The following is a 21,932-nucleotide window of genomic DNA, read 5'->3' as shown; positions in this document are numbered from 1 at the left end:
CTGGCCCCAAATAAGATCGCCGAGGTTGGTTAGAGTTTCAAAATCGGGCTTCCGACGCTAAATAGCGACTCCGAGCTCGTTAGACAACGAGTCCGGAACCGGCGCCCTGCGAAGGATCGAAACCATGAGCGGGACTTCCGAATCCCCTTTTCCGAGAGCCTGTCTGTGCCCTCACCCCGCGGCCAGCCGAACGTCCACCTGGACGGTCAGCTGCTGGTCCGACGTGCCGCGGTACACGCCCTTGACCGGCACGATGTCCAAGTAATCGCGGCCGTGCGCCAGCTTGATGTAGCGCCAATCGACGAGCCCGTTGTTCGTCGGATCGAAGCCGAGCCAGCCCATCCCCGGCACGTAAGCCTCCACCCACGCGTGCGAAGCCTGCTCGAAATCCGCGTCGCGCCCTTGCAGGTCCCCGACGAAGTGATACCCGCTCACGTAGCGGGCCGGCACGCCCCGCAGCCGGCAGACCGACAGCGCCAGATGCGCGAAGTCCTGGCACACGCCGGCGCCGAGGCCGATCAGCTCGTCCGACGTCGTGTGCACCCCCGTCGACTGCGGCTTGTACTCGAAGTCGTCGAAGATGCGGCGCATCACCTGCTGCACGAACCCGTACACGCCGTCCTCTTCCCCGCCGATCCCCTTCGCGTAGGCGGACACGTCCGGATGGAACGAGGCGTAGACGGTCGGCAGCAGGTACTCCGCGTACGCGTCGGCGAACTCCCCGCCGCGCAGCTTGGCCCACGAAGCCGCCGAGCCGGCCTCTCCGCTTTTCGGGATGGGAGAGTCCCGGGTGACGACCGTCGAGCGCGACGTGATGACGAGCTCGCGGTGCGGGTCGTTCGCGGTGAACGAATGAACCCGGTTGCCGAAGTAGTCCTCGTACGACAGAAGAGGAACGTTCGGCTCGATCGTCAGCGTATGGCGGTAGCAGGCCTGGCGTTCGTCCGTGCGCGGAGCGAGGCGCAGCTCATTGACACTGTCCGTCACCGGGTCCGCGTACCGGTAGCGGGTTACGTGGCAGATCTCCAGCCTCATGCGATGACCTCCCGTCCGCCGGGGGAAAAAAACGTCCGCGCCATCGCGTCCCCGAGCTGCCGGTTGGCGCCGAGCAGCTGCTTAATGACGGCGTCGACCGAATCCGCCGTAATATCCTGCCTCTCCAGCCAGCTCAGCTCCGAGCGGGCTTTGCCTGCCATTCGGATGATTTTGTCCAGCGACGTTCCGGACTTGTCCGCCTTCGCCCGCATCGCCTTCACGTTCGTCTCGAAGGCGGCGAGCGCGTAATGGACGGACCGCGGGAAGCTCTCCTGCAGCAGCAGGAAGGACGCGACGTCCTCCAGCGACAGCTCCTCGATGCCGAGCCTCCGGTAAGCCTCGTAGCCCCCGACCGAACGCAGCACGGCCAGCAGGTACGAATACGAAGAGCCTCCCCTCTCCGCGACCGCGGCGCTCACCGTCCGGAGCAGGCGCACGATGTTCTCCGACCGCTCCAGGTAACGCCCGCTCTCGATCATGTGCCACGATTCGTCGCGCAGCGCGATAGACACGGCGGTTCCCTGGAACGAGGCGAGCCCCTCCTTCACCCGCTCGAAAAACCGGTGAGGCTCGGCCAGAACCTCCTCGACGCCGACCTTGCGCAGCCACAGGTAGAAGCCGTTCAGCAGATTCCACAGCTCCGAGGGCAGCCGCTCGCGGATCTTCTTCAGATTGTCCCGGGCCTGGACCACGCACGTCATCAGCGAGTTCGGCTGCGTCGCGTCCAGCGCGAGATAATAGAGCACGTCCTTCTCGCGGTATTCGGAGTATCTCTCCTCGTAGGCGGCGGGATCCGCGATCGACTCCGCCATCCTCCGCCAGAGGACGGCGTCCTCGCCGCTCGAATCCTCGCGAACGTGGTAATGCACGTCGATCAGCCGGGCATGGTTCTCCGCCCGTTCGGCGTACCGGCCGATCCAGAACAACGATTCGGCTATCCGGTCCAGCATGGCTCTCCCTCCCTTATCTCGTCAGAACCCAAGTATCCTTGCATCCGCCGCCTTGCGAGGAATTGACGACGAGCGAACCCTCCTTCATGGCGACGCGCGTCAGCCCGCCCGGAAGCACGTGGACGGACGAGCCGTTCAGGATGGCGAATACCCTCAGGTCGATGTGCCGGGACGACAGCCGGCCGTCGATGCAGACGGGAGCCGTCGACAGCTTAACGGTCGGCTGGGCGATGTAATTGTCGGGATTCTCGCGAATCTTCTCCGCGAACCGCTCCCGCTCCCATTCGGTCGACGAAGGGCCGATCAGCATCCCGTAGCCGCCCGACAGGGACGTCTCCTTGACGACCATCTGGTCGAGCCGCTCCAGCACGTACTCCCTCTCCTCCGGCCGGCTCATCAAGTACGTCGGCACGTTCGCCAGAATCGGCGTCTCGTTCAGATAATAACGGATCATCTCCGGCACGAACGAGTAGATCGCTTTATCGTCGGCGACGCCGGTGCCGGGAGCGTTCGCGATGGCGATGTTGCCGAACCGGTACGCGTTCATGAGGCCGGGCACGCCGAGCAGGGAGTCGGGCCGGAAGGCGAGCGGGTCGAGGAAGTCGTCGTCGATTCTCCGGTACAGGACGTCGACCTGCCTCAGTCCCTTCAGCCCGCGAATGTAGATCTTGTGGTCGCGGCAGACGAGGTCTCTTCCTTCGACCAGCTCGAGTCCCATCTGCTGCGCCAGGAACGCGTGCTCGAAGTACGCCGAGTTGAAGCTTCCCGGAGTGAGCAGCGCGATAACCGGATCGCTCTTGCGGCTCGGAGCCAAGCTTCGAAGCGCGGCGCGGAAGGCATGCAGCGTGTGGTCGATGCCGCGGACGGAGTAGGAGAAGTACAGTTCGGGAAAATCGTGGGTCATAATGGATCGGCTCTTGTACAGATAGGAGAAGCCGGAAGGAGACCGAAGGTTGTCTTCCAGCACGAAGTAATTCCCCTGGTCGTCTCGGATCAGATCGATTCCCGAAGCGGTAACGTACGCATCGCCCGGTACGGACATCCGCATCATCTCCGTCCGGAAGTAGCGGTTGCCCAGCACCATCCGGCGCGGCACCAAGCCGTCCTTGAAGATGTTCTGGTCATGGTAGACGTCGCGGAGAAAAGCGTTCAGAGCCCGGACGCGCTGGCTGACGCCGCGCTCGATGACGTCCCATTCGTCGCTCGGAATGATCCGGGGGACGAAGTCGAACGGGATCGTCCTCTCCAGCGCGTCCGGCTGTTCGGATTGGGCCAGGGTGAAGGTGATTCCCTCCTCGAGCAGACGCCGGTTCATCGTCGATTGACGGGCGGCCTTCTCCTCGAAGCTGAGACGGGAGAGGATCGCCTGCACCTTCTCGTAATGAGGGCGGACGGCGGAGCCGTTGAACATCTCGTCATAGAAGCGGGCGGACGAAGGGGATAAGGAAGTAATCGCGTTCCATAATTCCATGCGGAGCGGCTTCTCTTGCGATCGGACTCGGAGGAGAGAAGCCTTTCCTCCTTTCGGGCGGGATTCCGCAGCCCCGGGCCGTAAGCACGGCGAGGATTGGTATTGATTGTAATCATAGTCTCCGATTGTATTCATGTCAATATTCATTACGTAAAAACAACAAATTTTACGTACATTCTTACGTATATATCCCCTATTATGTTAGATTAAAGTCACAACCGAGCCGCAAAAAAGAAGCGAATCCCCTTGAGAGAGGACTCGCTTCCGAACGTTCGCTTTTGGACAATGGGGTCATCCCCGGCGCTGCGGCTCCGGGATCGTCTTCTCGAGCGCCAGATACCTTCGAACCATCGCCATCCTCCAAGGGAGAAGCATCCCGAAGGCCAGCAGGAAGAACAGCGCGGCCGTCTGCGGGATCGTCACGTGCCGCTCGACTACGTCGTGCAGAAGAATCCGGACGGCGAGCAGGGCGACGATGATGACGACGAACATTTTGGACCGCTTCAGATAGACGGCTCCGTCCTTCACCTCGAACCGGGAGGTCAGGATCAGCGGGTAGGAGAAGAAGACGGCGCCGACGGCCCATGCGGCGATGCCCCACAGCCAAGGAACCCTCACGTCGGGGACGACGAACATGAGGAAGCCCGTCGCCATCCCGAGCGGAGGGGCGATGATCTTGCGCAGGCTGGTCGGCTTGTTCGTCCCTCTCAGACGGACCGCGATGACGAGAACGCCGGCCAGCAGCGAGGCGACGAGGGACAATATTTGCGGAACGTGAGGTACGGATGTCGGCATGACGAGATGCCCCTTTCGAACGGAATTTCTGCTCTCTCTATTGTAATGGCGGCGGGTGAACGGAGCAATCGGACATGGGCAGGGGAAAATTAGGATTCGGGACGATTGTGTGATACACTGGAACAAAGTCCGGCACGATGAGGAACGATTGGAGAGGGTGGTCGTCACCCATGTCGATATTGCGGTTGCGTTCTCCTATACGGATGCGTTCAGGTCTTCAGCCGACAGGGCTGAGGGCCTGATTTGTTTTTTGTGCTCGGCAAACATTTTTTGAAGGAGTCATCATTGTGACGGAGACGCGTTCCCGCGGGTTGATCGCCATCTGGGTCAGCCTGGTCAGCAACATCGTGCTGACGATTATCAAGATCGGAGTCGGCTTCGCCTTCGCGAGCCCGGTTCTGCTGGCCGACGGCATCCATAACGCGGGCGACATTATCGCCACGGTCGCCGCCCTGACGTCGTCCATGGTGTCCAAGAAGCCGGCGGACGAGGACCATCCCTACGGGCACGGCAAAGCCGAAGTCGTCGCCTCCGCCATGGTGGCGGTCATTCTCGCCCTCGCCGCCCTCTGGATCGGCTACCATTCCGTCCTGTCGCTGTTCGAACCGCCGGAGAGCGAGAGCTGGCTGCCGCTGATCGCGGCGTTCGTGTCGCTCGTCTGGAAGCAGGCGCTGTTCGTCTACACGGTCCGGATCGGCCGCGCGGAGAAGAGCAAGAGCGTGCTCGCCACCGCCTACGACCATCTCGCCGACGTGTACGCCTCTCTCGCCGCGGTCGTCGGCATCGGACTCGCCCTGCTCGGCGACCGGCTCGATTGGGCGTGGACGGCGTACGGCGACCCGATCGCGGGCATCATCGTCTCGCTGCTCGTCCTCAAGCTCGCCTTCGAGATCGGCAAGGAGGCCGTCGACATCCTGATGGAGCGCACCGTGCCCGCCGAGCGGCTCGCCGGCTACGAGACGCTGATCTCCGGCCTCGAGGAGATCAAGCGGATCGACCGCGTGCGGGCGCGCGAGCACGGCCACTACATCATCGTCGACGTGCGCGTGGGCGTGCCGAGCCATTACACGATCCAGCAGGGCCACGACATCAGCCGCCAGATCAAGCACTGCATCATGGACAACGACCCCGACGTCGTCGAGGTCATGGTGCACCTCAACCCATGGAACGAAGGAGAAGACCGGGCGCTATAGCCGCCTGGTCTTTTTTTTGCGCATGGATCTCGGCCGCCGAGCCGCTTCCCCTCGCTCCGCCGGATTCCCGCCAGCGCCGACTATCCACCCTCGCCGCAACGAATAAGCGCCGTCTTCGCCCCCCTTATCGGGAGCGACAGACGGCGCCTTTCTATTTGGCCAACAGCCGCCTTAAGCGACCTTGTTGTACGTCATGATCCAGATCGAGCCGATGACGATCGTCAGCACGATGACCAGGCCGAGGATAAGAGCCATCAGGTTCCAGCGAGGCTTCTTCTCTTCGCGCAGGTGCATGAAGAAGAACAGCTGCACGACGAACTGCAGAACGGCCGTCACGAGCAGCAGCACGCGGGCGGCGGTCCCTTCCACCATGTCGTTCAGCACCGCGACGAGCGGAATGATCGTCAGCACGAGCGACAGGACGAAGCCGATGACGTAAGATTTCAGCGAGCCGTGCGATTCGTGGGAATCGCCGTGCGCATGCGCGTCGTGCGAATGGCCGGTTGGATGCTGCGCCATCTTACATCACCCCCATCATGTATACGATCGTGAAGACGAAGATCCAGACGACGTCGAGAAAGTGCCAGTACAAGCTGATGACGTTGACCTTGCGGCGCGTCACCGAAGTGATGCCGTGCTTGCGAAGCTGGAACATCAGCGCGATCATCCAGCACAGGCCGACCGACACGTGAAGACCGTGGGTGCCGACCAGCGTATAGAAGCCGGACAGGAAGGCGCTCGTCGAGATTTTGGCCCCTTCGTCCACCATCTTCAGGAACTCGGACACTTCGAGCCCGATGAAGGCGGCGCCGAGAATCGCCGTGACGGCGAGCCAGCCGATGAGGCCTTGGCGGTTGCCGCGGTTCATGCACAGAACCGCGAGGCCGCTCGTGAAGCTCGAAGTGAGCAGGATGAACGTCTCGGCGATGACGCCCGGCATCTCGAACAGCTCGGAGGCCGTCGGGCCTCCCGCCGTATTGTTATGAAGCACGATATAAGTCGCGAACAACGTTCCGAACAGAATACAGTCGGTGATGAGGAACAGCCAGAACCCCATCTGCCGGAGGGCTTCCAGGTCGTGATGACCTCCGTGCCCGTGATCGTGCCCGTGCGCCCCGGAGGCCGCGTGATTCCCGTGATTCGCCATCAGACTCCCCTCCCCGCGGCAGCTTCCGTGCGTTTGATCTCATCCACCGGAATATAATAATCCGTATCGTAATTGAACGAATGCGCCAGCATGCAAGCCGCTACCCCGATAAGGCCCGGGATGGCCATCCACATCCAATCGAAGACGAAGCCGAAGCCGGCGATGAACCAGAACGTCGCCTTGATGATCGGAATGCCGGAATTTTTCGGCATGTGGATCGGCTCCAGCGCGGGCTTCGGTTCCGGAGCGCCGCCGCTTGCGAGCTTCTGCTTCTTCTCCCACCAGTCGTCCATCGCGCTGACGCGAGGCTCCGTGGCGAAGTTGTACTCCGGAGCCGGCGAAGGAATCGACCATTCGAGCGTGCGGCCGTCCCACGGGTCTCCCGTCGTATCCTTCTGCATGAACTTGATGCTGTGGAGAATCTGCCACACTTGGAACAGGAAGCCGATCCCCATCAGGAAGCCGCCGATCGTCGACACGAGGTTCAGCTCGAACCAGCCGGTATCCCAGCTGTAGGAGCTGTAGCGGCGCGTCATGCCCATCAGGCCGAGCAGGTACTGCGGCATGAAGCAGACGTAGAAGCCGATGTTCCAGAGCCAGAACGCCCACTTGCCCAGCTTCTCGTTCAGGCTGAACCCGAACATCTTCGGCCACCAGTAATACAAGCCGGCGAAGTACCCGAAGGCGACGCCCCCGATGAGCACCTGGTGGAAGTGCGCGATCAGGAAGTAGCTGTTATGGAACTGGAAGTCCGCGGGCGCCACGGAGAGCAGCACCCCGGTCATGCCGCCGACGACGAAGCACGGGATGAAGCCCATCGTCCATAGCATCGGCGTCTTGAACGAGATCTTGCCTTTGTACATCGTCAGAATCCAGTTGAACACCTTGACCCCGGTCGGGATCGCGATGATCATCGTCGAGACGGCGAAGAACGCGTTGACGTTGGCGCCCGAGCCCATCGTGAAGAAGTGGTGGGCCCAGGTGAAGAAGGACACGACGCTGATGCTCATGAGAGCGAACACCATCGACTTGTAGCCGAACAGCTTCTTCTTCGAGAACGTGGACACGATCTCGGAGAAGATCCCGAACGCGGGCAAGATAACGATGTATACCTCGGGGTGACCCCACATCCAGATGAGATTGATGTACATCATCGGGTTGCCGCCGGCGTCCAGGGTGAAGAAGTGCGCCCCGAGGAACCGGTCGATGAACAGCAGCGCCAGCGTAACGGTCAGAATCGGGAACGCCAGGATGATCGTCAGGCTGCTCGCGAGAACCGACCAGGTGAACATCGGCATCTTCATGAGCTTCATGCCCGGCGCGCGCATCTTCAGAATCGTGACGATGAAGTTGATCCCCGTCATCAAGGACCCGATCCCGGAGATCTGGATGCCCCAGATGTAGAAGTCCTGCCCGACGCCCGGGTTGAACATCTTCTCCGACAGCGGCGGGTACGCGAGCCATCCGGCATTCGGCGAACCGCCGATGACGAACGACAGGTTGAACAGCATCGCGCCCATGAAGAACAGCCAGAAGCTGAGCGAGTTCAGGAACGGGAACGCGACGTCGCGCGCCCCGATCTGCAGCGGAACGGCGATGTTGAACAGGCCGAACATAAGCGGCATCGCCATGAACAGAATCATAATGACGCCGTGCGTGGTGAAAATCTCGTTATAGTGCTCCGGCTTCAGGAAGTCCATCTCCGGCATGACGAGCTGGGTGCGCATGAGCAGCGCGTCCACCCCGCCGCGGAACAGCATCAGAAGCGCGGCGATAATGTACATGATGCCGATCTTCTTGTGATCGACCGTCGTCAGCCATTCGCGCCAGAGCCAACCCCACTTCTTGAAGTAGCTCAGGACGAAGACGACCGCGGCCATCGTCAGGACGATCGCGACGTCGGCGCCGTAGATCAGCGGGTCCCCGGTCACGAAGAAGTCCGACGCGAAATCCTTTATCTTATCCAGCATGGGACACCCTCCTTCTCCTAATTATGTTGATGCGCGTGCTCGGTCGTCGCCGTGGACGAATCGCCCGCGGTGCCCATGTCCATGGCTCCCATGTCCATGGCTTGGGCTTCATCCGCCGATTCGCCGTCCGACGAAGACGAGCCGTGATGGTGTCCGGAGCCGGCGCCCGCGCTGTATTTGTTGACGATCCGATCGAACAGGCCTTCCGGGAACGAAGAGTACGTCGTCGGTTTCTCGACGATTCCCGGCTCGGCGAGCTCGCCGTAGCCTTGCTCGGTCAGGGCCGGAGAAGAACCCTTGACGTCCGCGACCCACTTATCGAAGTCTTCCTGCGACGTCGCCTCGGCGATGAACTCCATCTTGCCGAAGTGCTCGCCGCTGAAGTTCGCGCCCTTGCCCGGGTATTGCCCGACATGGTCGGCCATCAGGTTCAGCTCCATCGCCATGCCCGACATCGTATAGATCTGGCCGCCGAGCTGCGGAATCCAGAACGAGTTCATCGGCGCGTCGGCCGTCAGCTTGAACTCGACCGGCACGTTCGCCGGGAACCGCACGTAGTTGACCGACGCCACCCCTTGCTCGGGATAAGTGAACAGCCACTTCCAGTCGAGCGAGGTCACCTCGATGGTGATCGGCTTCGCTTCGGACGCGATCGCCTTCGAAGGCTCGAGCTTATGCGCGTATTGAACCGTAAGGACGGCGATGATCAGAATCACGATAATCGGAACGCCCCACATGACCGACTCGATCTTCGAGCTGTGGGACCAATTCGGTTTATATTCCCCGTCTCCGCGATGGCGGTACTTCCACGCGAACCAGTATGTCATGATCAACACCGGAACCAGGATGATGACGCAGAGGACCGAAGTAATAATGATCAAGTCCAGCTGCTGGCGGGCAATGGTTCCCTTCGGGTCGAGAATGCCCATGTTCACGCTGCAACCCGACAGCAGGAACGCGATCGCGGCCAGAGGAATCCCGGCGGCGAGGCGGCGGTACCATCCCTTCTTCTTCATCAAGTCTCATCTCCCACTTGCCAGTCGGCAACCTGTTCGCACGGCACACGAACCCCATGCCGCGCTGCTGACCTTAAGATAACAGAAAGTCGCGTGACGTACCGCACAGTTAACAAAGGCGTCAATGAACCGCCTCGAATTCGCAATAATTTGTTCACCGTTTCGACGCAAGTCCAATCAGACGCAAAAAAAGGACTGCCGAATGCGGAGAATTCTCTCTGCATTGGCAATCCTTCTCGGCGCGAATCCAGCTTGGTCTTAGGCGAGCTCGTTCGCCGAATCGGGAGGCGCGGCGGCCTCGTCCTTCTTCTGCATCAAGGGCGCGACCATGCCGAACAGCATGATCTGGATGCCGCCCACGAGGAATCCGATTCCGATCATCAGGCCGAGGTTCCGGTCGTTGAACTCCGACATATTCCAGACGCAGCATACGATGCCGCACACAATAACGAGACCTGCTATCCACTTAAGAGTTCTGAACATATCGAATGACTTCTTCATGTTCATCCTACTCCTTCCTTGTAAGCGCTATATGTGAACATTATATCACGGAATTGTGACGAAATCATGTCCTTTGTCAAAAATAGTTGACGATTCTCGGCCCATTTTTCTCGGCCTCGATCCTCGATCGTCCCTTCCGGGTTCCTCCGCCTTCCTTTCAAGGGGCTCCTGTTGCTTTTTTACCCGGCGAATCGCGCTATAACTCTCCGCCCGTTTAGGATTTCCCAAGATCCCCGCCTCGAGTCGGGGACGAAGATTGGTCTCCCGGCCGTTCGGATCCTTCCGGAATTCCCGTACAATGAGTTCAACAAGGACGCCGCAAGGAAAACTTTGCCGCGCCGAAGGTTCCGCCCGGCAGAGTCGAGAATATCGAAGTCTCGGGAATGATTCGGACCCTGACGCGTCGAATACGAGTAGAGGGAGAGTTCGTTCATGAATAAACATTACTTCCTGGCTTCGCTGGAGTATCATCTGGCGCCGATGCCCGAGCCGCGGCGGAGCGAGATCGTGAAGGAATACGAAGATTATTTCGCCTACGGCATCCAGGCCGGCCGGGCGGAGGAAGAGATTCTTCAGGAGCTGGGAGACCCGGTGGCGCGGGCGTCCGCGATCCTGAACAAGAGCTGGTCGACGGAATACCGGCCCTACTCGGACGCCCGCGGAGGTTACGCGGACTCCACTTATGATGCTTCGGACGCAAGCCAGGGAACGTATTCGGCCTCTCCGGGGTACGATGCCGGCCCGGGATACGCCGCCGCCGCTCCCTGGAGCCCGCCGGCTCCCCGCTCCGACTTCGCCCGCAAGCTGGGCGTCCTCGTGCTGCTCGGATTCCTGAACATGATCCTGCTGCCGATCATCGCTTCCTTATGGGCGGCGCTGCTCGGATTCGGCGCGGGGGCGCTCGGAGCGATCGCCGCCCCCCTGGCCGCTGGGCTCGACTGGTTCATGAACGGCGAGTTCTTCCCGGCGAAGCTGTTCATCGCCTTCGGAGCGACCGGGATCGGAATTCTGATGGCCGTCGCGTTCTACTACTTGGCCAAAGCGTGGATTCACGTCAATTCGCTCTATTTCAAATGGAACGTTCATCTATGGAGAGGAAGGAATTGAATCATGGCTAAACGATGGATCAGCGTCGCCGCCGGCCTCATTCTCGTCGGCATCGGAGGCGCGGCGCTCTACGGCTTCAACTTCGGCAAGCCGCTGAACGAATATCATCATAAATGGGAGTTCCGATCCGGCGATCTGAAGGAGCTGAGCATCGCGTTCGATTCCCAGGCCTCTACGATCGAATTCCAGCCCAGCGCCGACGGGAAGAACTCCGTTCTGATCGAAGGCAAGGCGAAGCAGGAGATTATCGACCGGATCGGCAACGTTCGCGTGAGCGGCGGGGCTTTGAAGATCGATATGAAGGAGCGCTTCCGCTGGTTCAATTTCAACTTCGGCCCTTTCGTCAACGACAAGCAGCACGTCGTCGTCACGCTGACCGAAGAAGCGGCGGCCGCCCTCGACACCCTGCGCTTCTCCACGGATGCCGGCTCCATGACCGTCAACGGGGCGGAGGCCCGCGCGGCCGACTTCTCGACGGACGCGGGCAGCATCCGCGTGGACGGCTTCGAAGGCGAGACTCTGAAGCTCCACACCGACGCGGGCCGCATCGCCGGCACGGACATTCGCGCCGATCTGAACGCCAAGACCGACGCCGGCAGCATCGACATCCAGCACTTGACCGGCACCGCCAAGCTCTCCACCGACTCCGGCAGCGTCAAGCTGCTCAAGGACGACACGACCGGAGCGGACATCAAGACCGACGCCGGCAGCGTCCGGGTGCAGATTCCCGAGTCGTACGAAGGCACTTTCGACCTGAAGACCGACGCCGGATCGGTGACGGCTCCCGACGCCAAGGGAACGTCGCCGGAAGTCATCAAGGTCCGCACCGACGCCGGCAGCATCCGCGTCTCCTACACGGAGTAACCGCGAATGGAACGGAACCGCCCCAAGGCATCGCGCCTCGGGGCGGTTTTATTTGGGCTCATTCGAGGCGCCGACACGTCATTCTCGCCCCCCATCTCCTCGTTCTCCGGTTTCGACCTCTCCAATCTCCATTTTGGCGGTTACAGCAACTCTATCCGCGGGTCTGGCTCATCTCGCCTCCACTAACCGAATTGGAGTCCGGCGAATAACGGATCGCTCCGCGCGAAGATCGGGCGCTGTAACGGGCCGAACGCCGAATAGGAACTGGCGGGAAAAGCCGATTTATGAGAAAATCGAATAAACTCGGAAAGTTGGAGGATGGGACGTGTCGAAGCACGAACAACTCGTCGAACTGTTCGGACTGATCCGGCTGCATAACCGCTTGTGGAGACAGGAATGGAGCCGGGACAACGATCAAGATATCTCATTGAGCCAGGTGCAGGCCCTGGACATTCTCGCGTCGGAAGGACCCAAGTCGAGCACGTATCTGGCGCAGTTCCTGGGCGTAACCTCCGGGGGAATGACCGTCATCTCGGACAAGCTCGTCCGCCAGAATCTCGCCCGTCGCATCAATGACGCGAGCGACCGCCGGGTCGTCAAGCTGGAGATCACCGAAGAAGGCCACGCCGCCCTCAAGACCGTACAGGACAAGCGGATCGCCCTGACGGAGAAGATGTTCAGCCCCCTCGACGAAGCGGAGGTCGACAGCCTCATCGCCATTTATCGCAAGCTGCTGAACGTCGACTCGTAAGGCACCCGCCCTCTCTCGCAGCGCGAAGACCGCAAACCCGAACCCGCGGCCCAAAAAAACCCGAACCGCGCGGTTCGGGTTTTTTTCTCATCCAGACTCTTAACCTACCACAGCTTATACCCCGGAGAGCCGATGCCGTTGCCGATGATGTCGATAAGCGGAATCGTGTAGGCGACGACGATAAGCGCCGCCGAGACGCCGACCCACAACCCCCAGCGCTCGAACATCGCCGGCGTCTTCTCCGCCGTATCGATCACTTCCCCGATCGGATACTCTTCCTCCCCGCGCGGCGCCCGGAGCAAGCCGACGACCGCGAACATCAGCACGATGACGCTGACGAACAGAATGATGCCGCCGATGGCCATCGCCACGTGGTAAGGCATCCACAGCACCGCCTGCGGGCTGTCGTTGTAGGTCGTGTAGTCCGTCCGCCGCGGGTCGCCGAGCAGGCCGGAGCCGTGCATCGAGCCCGACATGAACAGCATGCCGACGCACCAGAGGGACACCTGAAGAATGCCGATCTTGTTCAGCCGCGCCGTCAGCCTTCTCCCCGTCACGACGGGGATGAGCCAGTAGCCGATGCCGAAGAAGGTGAGCGCCACGCTCGTCGCCACCGTCAGATGGAAGTGCCCCGTGACCCACATCGTGTTGTGGACGACGGCGTCCATCTGATTGCTGGCGTTGATGAGCCCGCCCGCTCCGGCCGGAATGAAGACGAGCATCCCCATGAACGGAGCGAAGAAGCGGACGTCCTTCCAGGGCAGCTTCTTCAGCCAGCCGAACAATCCCGTCGACCCTCGGGCGCGGCCGTTCAGCTCGAAGGTCGCGAACAGCGAGAACGCGGTGATGAGCGACGGCACGACGACCATGAAGGTCAGCACCACCTGCAGGAACTTCCAGAACGGCGCGATGCCCGGCTCCATGAGCTGGTGGTGGAAGCCGACCGGAATCGAGAACAGCAGCAGCAGGATGAACGCCAGGCGCGCGAGAGCGTCGCTGTAGATTTTCCCGCCGATGATCTTCGGAACGATGACGTACCAGCTCATGTAGGCCGGCATCAGCCAGAAGTAGACGAGCGGATGGCCGAAGTACCAGAACAGCGTCCGGCTGAGCAGCACGTTGATCGTATCGACCCATCCGAACGACCACGGGATGAACTGGATCAGCACGGTCGCGGCCACGCCGAGCGTCGCGATCTGCCACATGAGCATCGTCACGACGGCCATGAACGCGAGCAGCGGAGACAGCTTCCCCCGATTCGTCTTCTTCCACGCCCGGTATTGCGCGAACGCCCCGTAGCCGCCCAGCCAGCTGCCGACGACGAGCAGCACGAGCGCGATATAGAAGTAAGGCGACGCCTTCAGCGGCGCGTAGAACGTGTACAGCACGGTCGCCTTGTTGAGCAGCACCATGACGACGCCGAGAACCGTGCCCGAAGCCATCAGCGCGAAGCCGGCCCAGCCGAGCTTCCGGGACAGCCCCGTCAAGGATCCCCCGAGCGTCTTGCTCAGACCCGAATACAGGAACCCGATGATAAAAAAGGTCGTGAACACCAGCGCCATCAACACGCCGTGCGCGGTCAGCAGCTGGTAGTAGCCGATGCCCGCCGGAAGCGTGATCGTGCCGCCCTTCACCAGGCTCTGGAGCAGGCCGCAGATCCCGCCCAGGAGCAAGGCTCCGTAAGCGAACAGGAGGTGGGCCAGCACCAGCTTGCCGTCCTTGCGGTCAAATGTCGAAGTCATGATCGATCGTCCTTTCGGCCATAGCGTTGCCTTCCCCTTACTTCACGACAAGCTTCGTGTACATCATCTGATGCCCGATGCCGCAATACTCGTTGCACAGAATCAGATACTCCCCAGGCTTGTCGAACGTATGGGAGACGTGATTCGCTTCGCCCGGCACGATCATCATGTTCACGTTCGTGCCGGGAATCTCGAAGCCGTGAACGACGTCCGAGCTCGTCACCGCGAAGTGAACGGTCGAGCCCGCGGGCACTTCCAGCGTCTCCGGACTGTAGCCGAAGGCGTAGGCGACCATGACGGCTTCGTATTCGCCGTCGCCCGTCGGAGTCAGAACCGGCTTGTCGAACGGCGGCGTCTCGCTCACCTTGGCCGGATCGATCGAATGGGCATGATGCTTGCTGTTCGGCGTGTCCATCCCCATCGTGAAGGCGGACAGGCCGAGAACGAGCAGGAAGACGACCAGCATCGCCATGCCGAAGGTCAGCCATATTTTTTCCAGGCGGTGAATGTGCATAAGCTCTCTCTCCTCGTCAACGTATGTCGGTCAATTCCGATGCACGTACAGGACGAACACGGACACCCAAGCGACGATGAGAAAAGCGCCCAGCAGCATAACCGACGCGAACGTCCCCTTGAGCGATGCTTGATCGGGCGCGCCGGCCCCGGGGTCGCGGCCCGCCTGAGGCCGTTCCGCGGTCTCCTTCCCGTTCGCCGCCGGCCTGCCTGCGTCCGATGCGCGTTTGGCCACGAGACTTCCTCCTTCGTGCCCTTCGCGGGCGTTATTCGACGATCAGCTTGCCCGTCATGTCGGCATGGCCCGCCCCGCACATGACGCTGCAGTAGAACTTGAACTCTCCCGCCTTGTCGGCCGTGAACGTGACGGACTTGCCGCCCTTCGCTTCGACGTCGTAGCCGTCGATCTTCAGCGCGTGGTTGCCTTGGGAGTTGTTCAGCGCGATCGTCACCTTGTCGCCCTTGGCCACCTTGATCTCCTTCTGGTCGAACTCGAAATTCTTCGCGTCGACCTTGATCTCCTTCGCCTCGCCGCCGGCGGCTGCCGGCGCGGACGAACTTGCCGACGCGGGAGCGGAGGCGTTCTCTTTGTCGTCGTCTCCTCCGCCGCAAGCGCTCAGCAGCCCTGCCGCCAAGAGCAGGATGCACGTCATGATGGACCGCTTCTTCATTCGGACGTCCCTCCAATGGATTGGGTTAAATCGGAACACCCCCATCTTAAAGGCGGCGCCCCCCGGTTCACTGTGACGGAATTCACATTCCGGGGAGAGCAGGCATGAACTTTCTGTGACTTCGGCGTACGCGGGGCGAAATAAACGGATGACCCTTTCTCTAACGGAACCGTCCTGTTCGATTTTTGGTTTGGCCCCGTCTGCTCCGAGAAGGCGCTTGGCATAAATGGATACGAAAAATCATACAGTTCCTCATCGAAACGGCACCTTACTCGGAGGGTGTATGAAAAATCATACAAATTCCTCCTCGACAGGCCCCTTGCTCGCAGGATGTATGAAAAATCATACAAATCCCCCCTCAACAAGGCCCTTGCTCGCAGGATGTATGAAAAATCATACAAATTCCCCCTCGATAAGGCCCCTTGCTCGCAGGATGTATGAAAAATCATACAAATCCCCCCCTCAACAAGGCCCCTGCTCGCAGGGTGTATGAAAAATCATACAAATCCCCCCTCAACAAGGCCCTTGCTCGCAGGGTGTATGAAAAATCATACAAATTCCTCCTCGACAGGCCCCTTGCTCGCAGGATGTAGGAAAAATCATACAGAAGCTCATCGGCATGGATGACATCGAGGATGCTTATTCGCAAAAACGCACAAGTTTAGCCGCTAACTGCCTGCGGCGAAACCTTCAGCATCGGCGAAATGGGGCCTGCCGGGCCCGCCCGGGTCTTACCTACGGAGCTTCTTCCCGATCCGATCTATGCCAAGATATGAACCGAAGCCGGGATCGCGGATCCTGTATGCGAATGGGTCAACGGCAGAAAAAAAGGAGCCGGGATCGTCGATCGATCCCGGCTCCTTGCCGTCATTCCTTCGGTTCTATCCGGTTGTCGGGCAGCGGGACGACGAACGAGACGCTCGTCCCTTCGTCCGGCGCGCTGCGGATCTCGAGTCCCCGGCCGTACCGCTGCGTCAGCCGGCGGTTCGTATTCCGCAGGCCGATTCCGCCGGCGCCCGACCTGTCGTCGAGCCGCAGCTGCCGGATCTCCTCCTCCGTCATTCCCTTGCCGTTGTCCTTCACTTCGATCGACGCGTTCGCCCCTTGCTTCCGGATCCGGACGTCCAGCCGGCCGCCCTTCGCCCGGCTTAGCAAGCCGTGCTTCACCGCGTTCTCGACGAGCGGCTGGATCGTCAGCGGAGGCAGCAGCATGCCGGCCGCTTCCGGATCGATGTCCCACTCGACCGCGAGCCGGTCCTCGAACCTCGCCTTCTCGATGTACAGGTAGGACCGGACCAGCTCCAGTTCGTAAGCGAGCGGGACCACCTGTTCCGTGTTCATATAGTCGATGCTGATTCTAAGGTACAGGGCGAAGGCGTCTCCGAGCTCGCGCATTCGCTCCGTATCGACTTCGCTGAGCGCCAGAATCGAGTTGAGCGCGTTGAACAGGAAGTGCGGGTGGATCTGCGCCTGCAAGTAAGCTGCCTCCATCCGGAGCCGCTCGTCGACCGACCGCTTGAGCGTCGTCAGCGACCAGACGCGATACTTCAGCTCCAAGGCGTCCACCGGCTTGACGACGTAATCGTTGGCGCCGCTCAGGAAGCCGGCGTAGATGTCTTCGGGCTGGCTCCGCGCGGTGAGCAGCAGGATCGGCAGCTCCGAGACGTTGAAGCGCTCCCGGACGATTCGGGCCAGCTCGTAGCCGGACATCTGCGGCATCATGACGTCGGCGATAAGCAGATCCCACGGTTCCGCGTTCAGGCATTCGAGCGCTTCCCGGGCGGAGGACGCCGCATGGACCCGATAAGGGAATTCGGAGAAGATGCCCTTCAGCACCTGGAGATTGACCGGATCGTCGTCTACGACGAGCAGATTCACCTGCCCTCCGGAAGTGAGGTGGAGCGACTCGGGCGCGATGCCGGCGGCGGAAGTCTCCAGGGCGGCCGCGACCTCCCGGACCGCCGAGAGCCCCGGCTCCCGCTCCCGTTCGCTCTCTCCGCCGCCCGTCTCCGGGGCCGGTTCGACGCCATCCTCCGCGAGCGGCAGCGTGAAGGAGAAGACCGAGCCTTCCCCGACCCGGGATTGCACGGTCAAGGTTCCGCCGTGCAGCTCGACCAGCTGCTTGCAGATGCTGAGCCCGAGGCCGATGCTTCCCCCGCCTTCCGAGTGCCGTCCCTGCTCGTACGGCTCGAAGACGCGTTCGGCCGTCCGGGCGTCCATGCCGGCTCCCGTATCGGCGACGCGGATGACGGCTTCGCGGCCGCGGACGTCCGCCGAGACGACGATCGTGCCTTCCTCGGAATATTTAATCGCGTTGTGCACGAGGTTGAACAGAATCTGCACGAGCCGCTTCTCGTCCGCGAGGACCGGCGGCATCCCTTCGCCGATCTCCGTCCGAAGCCGGATCGGCTTGCCTTCCGTCAGGAACTCCAGCATTCCGATGACGCCGGAGGCGACGGACTGAACGCGCAGCGGTTCGAGCCGAAGGGCGATCCGCTCTTCCTGCAGCCGCACGACGTCGAGCAGGTCGTTCAGCAGATGCGACATGCGCCGGCTGACCGTGATCAGCAGCTCCATCTCCTTGGCGCTTCTCGGATCGAGCGACTGCTTCTCGCGGGACAGCACGGTCTGCGCGATGTTGATGACGCCGTGAAGCGGAGTCCGAAGCTCGTGGGACGTGTTGGCCAGGAACCGGTCCTTCATCTTGTCCGCGGCCCGCAGCCGTTCGTTCAGGGCGGCGTTCTCCTCCGATTGGCGGAAGTACTGCCGGAACCAGAAGGCCGAGAAGCAGACGATCGCGGCGATCATGTCGACCGGATAGTAGACCGGCGGCGTGTTAAGGGGTTCGATCCCCCACACGACGCTGGAGACGATGGCGATCGCCACGCACAGCAGGAAGACGGCCCCCTCCTGCCTTCGCAGAGTAACCCGGACGACCAGAAGGAAGAACCATAGAACCGGGAACAGGTATAGAAAAGTAAAAATTCGGTAGTACAACGTCCAATCGATGTATCGGGCAGGCGCGACCAGCACGAAGAGCACGTAGAGGCCGAATAGGCAGGCGTACCCGTAGAACAGCTTGCCGGGCCGGTTCTTCCCGAAGAAAATCCGGGTCATCAGCAAAATAAAGAACGACAGCCCGACGTAAGACAAGACCGTAAGCTTCAACGTCCAGGCGTAGTTGAGCGGCACCCATTGCAGCAGAATCCGGTCGTTGCTGCAGGCGATCGAGAGGGCCACGAGCAGAAGCAAGGCCAGGAAGAAGAGCAGCGCCTTAACGCGCGGGTTGAAGAAGTACAGGATAAGCGCGTAAAGACCGTGCAGCAGCATGATCACGAAGGCCACGAGCTGGAAGCCGATGGAATACCAGCGTTCGGTATCCACGGCCGATTGCGGGCCGAACAGAATGGAACGGACGATCCCCCCCTGATAGGGGCGGTCGAAATTCGCCATTCGGATAATGACGTCGATCTCGCGGCTGTTCCCGCCGTCATACGCGACGGTATAAGAGCCCGCCCGGGGCTTGTAGTTCTCCGCCCGATTCGCGGGCTGCCCGGAGGGCGGGGAGACTTCGCCGTTTATCTCCACCTGCGAAGACGCCTCGATTTTCTGAATCCACAGCTGGTAAGGCTCGTTCAGAGGACGATCGACGAGAATCCGCAGCCGGTAGGTTCCGTATCCGTATAGCGCCGATCGTTCGCTCTCCGTCAACGATCCTCCCGCATTGCCCGGAACCCGAACGTAACGCTTGGAGGCGGAGGCGGCCGCGACACCCGCGAAGTCGTCTCCCGTTCGCAGCTGGCCCGGATAAAACTCCCACTCCCCGTCCAGCGGAATCGTGCCGTACCGTTCCAGGTCCACCCCCCGCAGGTCCAGAACGCCTTGGACCGCTTGCGGGTAATCCGCCTTCGGCCCGAACTGGTCGTACCAAATCCAACGCAAGCCTGCCAGCACGGCTATATAGATCAATACAATCGCAACGGTGCGCTTCATGAATCCCCGGCCTCATTTGCATTCTTTTCCCGTTATAATTCGACAAAATCAATCGTTTTCCTTGCGAGTTCATCCCCTGTTCAAAATTGTTACCGCTATCTACTGCAACATTTCGTGGCAAACTTCGATATAAATATAGCAAGGACATCTCGGGCTCGACGGAGAGAAGAGAAATACGAGGCTTGCCCTCTGACGGAGGTTAATCGGACCATGCGGGGCTTGTTAGTGGACGACGAAGCGTTGGCGCTTCTCGATTTGAAGAGACAATTGACCAGGATCGGCGGGGTCGAAGTGCTGGACACGTTCCAGGACGTGGCGGAGGCGCTCGAAGCGGCGGCTTCCGCGAAGCCCGACGTCGTCTTCCTCGATATCGATATGCCGGAGATCAACGGGCTGGAGGCGGCGGAGAGACTGCAGGACATCCACCCGTCCGTGGAGGTGGTCTTCGTCACCGCCTACGAAGAGTACGCGGTGAAGGCGTTCGAGCTGCAAGCGCTGGACTACGTGCTCAAGCCGGTTCAGACGGAGCGGCTGGCCCTGACCGTGCGCAGAATCGAAGCCCGGCTGAAGGACAAGGACGAAGCGGCTCCCGCTCCATCCAGTCCGGCCTTCATCCGCTGCTTCCAACGGATGCAGATCGAATACGGCAAGCAGGAGCAGCTCGCCTGGAGGACGGTCAAAGCGCAGGAGCTGTTCGCCTACCTCCTGTTCCGGAAGGATCAGCTTGTCCGCAAGGATACGCTGGTGGAGATCCTATGGCCGGAAGTCGAGCTCAAGAAGGCTTACACGCAGCTGTACACCACGATCTATCAGCTGCGCCGCTCTCTCGAGGCGGCCGGCATCTCGGTCAAGATCGCGAATGCCGGGAACAGCTATTCGCTCGATCTCGGCGGAATCGCCTCCGACGTCGAACAATGGGAGAACCGGCTGCGGAACGAAGAGGAGCTCGAGAGCCTATCGGACGAGCAATACGAGGAATGGCTCAATCTGTACCGGGGCGATTACTTCGAAGAGCACGGTTATCTGTGGGCGGAGAACGAGAGGCAGCGCTTGCTCAATCTGTGGCGCCATCATGCCATGCGGTTCGCGAAGAAGATGGAGCGGAAGGGCAAGGAGGCGCTGGCGGCGGACTGGTATCTCCGCATTCAGCAGAGGCTGCCTTACGCGGAAGAGACTTATTCCCACCTGATGAAGCTGTACGCCCGGCAGGGAGAGCGCAGCCTGGCGGAGCAGCAGTACCAACGGCTGCGGGAGATGATGCGGGAGGAATACGACGCGGAACCGTCCGCGGAGATCCAAGCTTGGTATTCCGGCTGGAAGCGGGCCTGAGCGAATGCCGCGAGAGGCGCAGGCAAGCGATTCGGTCCGCGCGCTTCGTCATTCGACGAGGACGGACGGTTGGATCGGCTCCGCCGAGAGCTGCCCGCGATAGCTGTCTCCCCACTCCTTCATCATCGTGATAAGCGGAATCAAGGTGCGCCCGAGCGCATTCAGGCGGTAGCCGACGCGGGGCGGAGTCTCCTGGTAGACGACCCGGTCCAGCACTCCGCTTTTCTCCAGATCGCGAAGCTGAAGGGTCAGCATTCTCTGGGTGATGCCCGGAATCCGCCTGCGGATCTGGTTGAACCGGAGCTCCCCTTCGATCAGATGGTAGAGGATGACGCCCTTCCACTTCCCGCCTACGATGTGAACGGTCGTCTCGACGGAGTCGCCCGTCCGCAGTCCGGCGAACCCCGGCTGGTTAACTTGAGTATCCATAATGCCCTCCACGATTTTACTGCCTTTTACTTCCCCTCTATTTCTATCATGCAACGCTGAACAATTTCTGAAAGGGCGGCTCGAACGCTTACCGGTTCCCGTCAAGAAAAAAGCCGGCTCTCAGGCACCGGCTAGCTTGTACGACTCTAGTTCAGGTGACGATGAACTCGACGATGATCGTCGTTCCGGGATCGAGGGCGTCTCCTCCGGGGATCGTGAGAGTCGTCGTCGTAACGGTCGACGTGTCGCCCGTCTGCAGGATTCCGTTAATGTAAAAATTGTAGTAGGCGTACGCCGCCGGAAAAGCGGTCGCGGCAATGCCGGCATCGGTGGTGAACGCCGTGGCCGCGATCGCGAACGTAGCTCCGGTGCCCGTCCCTGCGCCCATGGTGGCGGCGAATCTCCTGCCGTTGATATAGGGTTGCACGATAGGCATAATGGTCACCCCCTCTCTC

21 protein-coding genes are annotated in these 21,932 nt (G+C 60.9%); 5 read left to right on the top strand and 16 right to left on the bottom strand.

Features of this window, described 5'->3' with window-relative positions; all coding sequences use genetic code 11:
• Positions 1-171: 171 nt before the first annotated feature.
• The 4 genes from H7B90_RS09195 to H7B90_RS09180 form a co-directional block, all read right to left on the bottom strand.
• Positions 172-1,035, bottom strand: a complete 864-nt coding sequence (locus tag H7B90_RS09195) for a transglutaminase family protein (protein ID WP_185135561.1) — start codon at positions 1,033-1,035, stop codon at positions 172-174.
• On the bottom strand, positions 1,032-1,985 hold the full coding sequence (locus H7B90_RS09190) for an alpha-E domain-containing protein (RefSeq protein ID WP_185135560.1): 954 nt from the start codon (positions 1,983-1,985) through the stop codon (positions 1,032-1,034). Before H7B90_RS09190 ends, H7B90_RS09195 begins: the two co-directional genes overlap by 4 nt.
• Positions 1,986-1,998: 13 nt before the next feature.
• Positions 1,999-3,456, bottom strand: a complete 1,458-nt coding sequence (locus H7B90_RS09185; protein ID WP_185135559.1) for a circularly permuted type 2 ATP-grasp protein — start codon at positions 3,454-3,456, stop codon at positions 1,999-2,001.
• A gap of 291 nt (positions 3,457-3,747) precedes the next feature.
• Positions 3,748-4,251: a CcdC family protein gene (locus H7B90_RS09180; RefSeq protein ID WP_185135558.1), complete on the bottom strand. Its 504-nt coding sequence runs from the start codon at positions 4,249-4,251 to the stop codon at positions 3,748-3,750.
• 287 nt (positions 4,252-4,538) lie between these two features.
• Between H7B90_RS09180 and H7B90_RS09175 the strand changes: the two genes are divergently transcribed.
• Positions 4,539-5,444, top strand: a complete 906-nt coding sequence (locus H7B90_RS09175; RefSeq protein ID WP_311772701.1) for a cation diffusion facilitator family transporter — start codon at positions 4,539-4,541, stop codon at positions 5,442-5,444.
• A gap of 171 nt (positions 5,445-5,615) precedes the next feature.
• Here the strand turns inward: H7B90_RS09175 and cyoD are convergent, their stop codons facing one another.
• The 5 genes from cyoD to H7B90_RS09150 all read right to left on the bottom strand — a co-directional run bounded on the left by cyoD (position 5,616) and on the right by H7B90_RS09150 (position 10,060).
• On the bottom strand, positions 5,616-5,963 hold the full coding sequence (gene cyoD / locus H7B90_RS09170) for a cytochrome o ubiquinol oxidase subunit IV (RefSeq protein ID WP_185135557.1): 348 nt from the start codon (positions 5,961-5,963) through the stop codon (positions 5,616-5,618).
• Between the two features lies 1 nt (position 5,964).
• A complete protein-coding gene (cyoC, locus tag H7B90_RS09165; protein WP_185135556.1) occupies positions 5,965-6,591 on the bottom strand; it encodes a cytochrome o ubiquinol oxidase subunit III in 627 nt (208 codons plus the stop codon).
• Entirely contained in the window at positions 6,591-8,561 is a 1,971-nt protein-coding gene (locus H7B90_RS09160) for a cbb3-type cytochrome c oxidase subunit I (RefSeq protein ID WP_185135555.1), read from the bottom strand. Before H7B90_RS09160 ends, cyoC begins: the two co-directional genes overlap by 1 nt.
• Before the next feature lie 17 nt (positions 8,562-8,578).
• On the bottom strand, positions 8,579-9,577 hold the full coding sequence (cyoA, locus tag H7B90_RS09155) for a ubiquinol oxidase subunit II (RefSeq protein WP_185135554.1): 999 nt from the start codon (positions 9,575-9,577) through the stop codon (positions 8,579-8,581).
• 258 nt (positions 9,578-9,835) lie between these two features.
• Positions 9,836-10,060, bottom strand: a complete 225-nt coding sequence (locus H7B90_RS09150; RefSeq protein ID WP_246578579.1) for a hypothetical protein — start codon at positions 10,058-10,060, stop codon at positions 9,836-9,838.
• Between the two features lie 450 nt (positions 10,061-10,510).
• On the opposite strand from H7B90_RS09150, the gene H7B90_RS09145 reads away from it, so the two are divergent.
• The 3 genes from H7B90_RS09145 (at position 10,511) to H7B90_RS09135 (ending at position 12,800) form a co-directional block, all read left to right on the top strand.
• Positions 10,511-11,185 carry a DUF1700 domain-containing protein gene (locus H7B90_RS09145; protein ID WP_185135552.1) on the top strand — a complete coding sequence of 225 codons (675 nt, stop codon included), beginning with the start codon at positions 10,511-10,513 and terminating at the stop codon, positions 11,183-11,185.
• A gap of 3 nt (positions 11,186-11,188) precedes the next feature.
• Entirely contained in the window at positions 11,189-12,049 is an 861-nt protein-coding gene (locus H7B90_RS09140) for a DUF4097 family beta strand repeat-containing protein (RefSeq protein WP_185135551.1), read from the top strand.
• A gap of 325 nt (positions 12,050-12,374) precedes the next feature.
• Complete coding sequence (locus tag H7B90_RS09135; protein WP_185135550.1) at positions 12,375-12,800, top strand: MarR family winged helix-turn-helix transcriptional regulator; 426 nt, start codon at positions 12,375-12,377, stop codon at positions 12,798-12,800.
• A 104-nt stretch (positions 12,801-12,904) separates the two neighbouring features.
• On the opposite strand, the gene H7B90_RS09130 is transcribed toward H7B90_RS09135, so the two are convergent.
• From H7B90_RS09130 to H7B90_RS09110, 5 genes are all read right to left on the bottom strand, one after another.
• Entirely contained in the window at positions 12,905-14,542 is a 1,638-nt protein-coding gene (locus H7B90_RS09130) for a b(o/a)3-type cytochrome-c oxidase subunit 1 (RefSeq protein ID WP_185135549.1), read from the bottom strand.
• Between the two features lie 37 nt (positions 14,543-14,579).
• On the bottom strand, positions 14,580-15,056 hold the full coding sequence (locus H7B90_RS09125) for a cytochrome c oxidase subunit II (RefSeq protein WP_185135548.1): 477 nt from the start codon (positions 15,054-15,056) through the stop codon (positions 14,580-14,582).
• A 30-nt stretch (positions 15,057-15,086) separates the two neighbouring features.
• The gene (locus tag H7B90_RS33365) at positions 15,087-15,290 is read right to left on the bottom strand and encodes a cytochrome c oxidase subunit 2A (protein WP_185135582.1); all 204 of its coding nucleotides are present in this window, start codon (positions 15,288-15,290) and stop codon (positions 15,087-15,089) included.
• Between the two features lie 31 nt (positions 15,291-15,321).
• Positions 15,322-15,726, bottom strand: a complete 405-nt coding sequence (locus tag H7B90_RS09115; protein WP_185135547.1) for a cupredoxin domain-containing protein — start codon at positions 15,724-15,726, stop codon at positions 15,322-15,324.
• Between the two features lie 867 nt (positions 15,727-16,593).
• A complete protein-coding gene (locus H7B90_RS09110) occupies positions 16,594-19,719 on the bottom strand; it encodes an ATP-binding protein (RefSeq protein WP_185135546.1) in 3,126 nt (1,041 codons plus the stop codon).
• 210 nt (positions 19,720-19,929) lie between these two features.
• Here H7B90_RS09110 and H7B90_RS09105 point away from each other — a divergent pair, with 210 nt between their 5' ends.
• Positions 19,930-21,048 (top strand): response regulator, encoded by a 1,119-nt coding sequence (locus H7B90_RS09105; RefSeq protein ID WP_185135545.1) that lies wholly within the window; start codon positions 19,930-19,932, stop codon positions 21,046-21,048.
• A 48-nt stretch (positions 21,049-21,096) separates the two neighbouring features.
• Here the strand turns inward: H7B90_RS09105 and H7B90_RS09100 are convergent, their stop codons facing one another.
• Together H7B90_RS09100 and H7B90_RS09095 are read right to left on the bottom strand one after the other, a co-directional pair.
• A complete protein-coding gene (locus tag H7B90_RS09100) occupies positions 21,097-21,477 on the bottom strand; it encodes a winged helix-turn-helix transcriptional regulator (protein WP_185135544.1) in 381 nt (126 codons plus the stop codon).
• A gap of 151 nt (positions 21,478-21,628) precedes the next feature.
• Entirely contained in the window at positions 21,629-21,913 is a 285-nt protein-coding gene (locus H7B90_RS09095) for a DUF4183 domain-containing protein (protein WP_185135543.1), read from the bottom strand.
• Positions 21,914-21,932: the final 19 nt, after the last annotated feature.

This window comes from Cohnella xylanilytica (assembly GCF_014212175.1).
In the GTDB taxonomy this organism is placed as follows: domain Bacteria; phylum Bacillota; class Bacilli; order Paenibacillales; family Paenibacillaceae; genus Cohnella; species Cohnella xylanilytica.
This window is presented reverse-complemented; position numbering and strand designations above follow the sequence as displayed.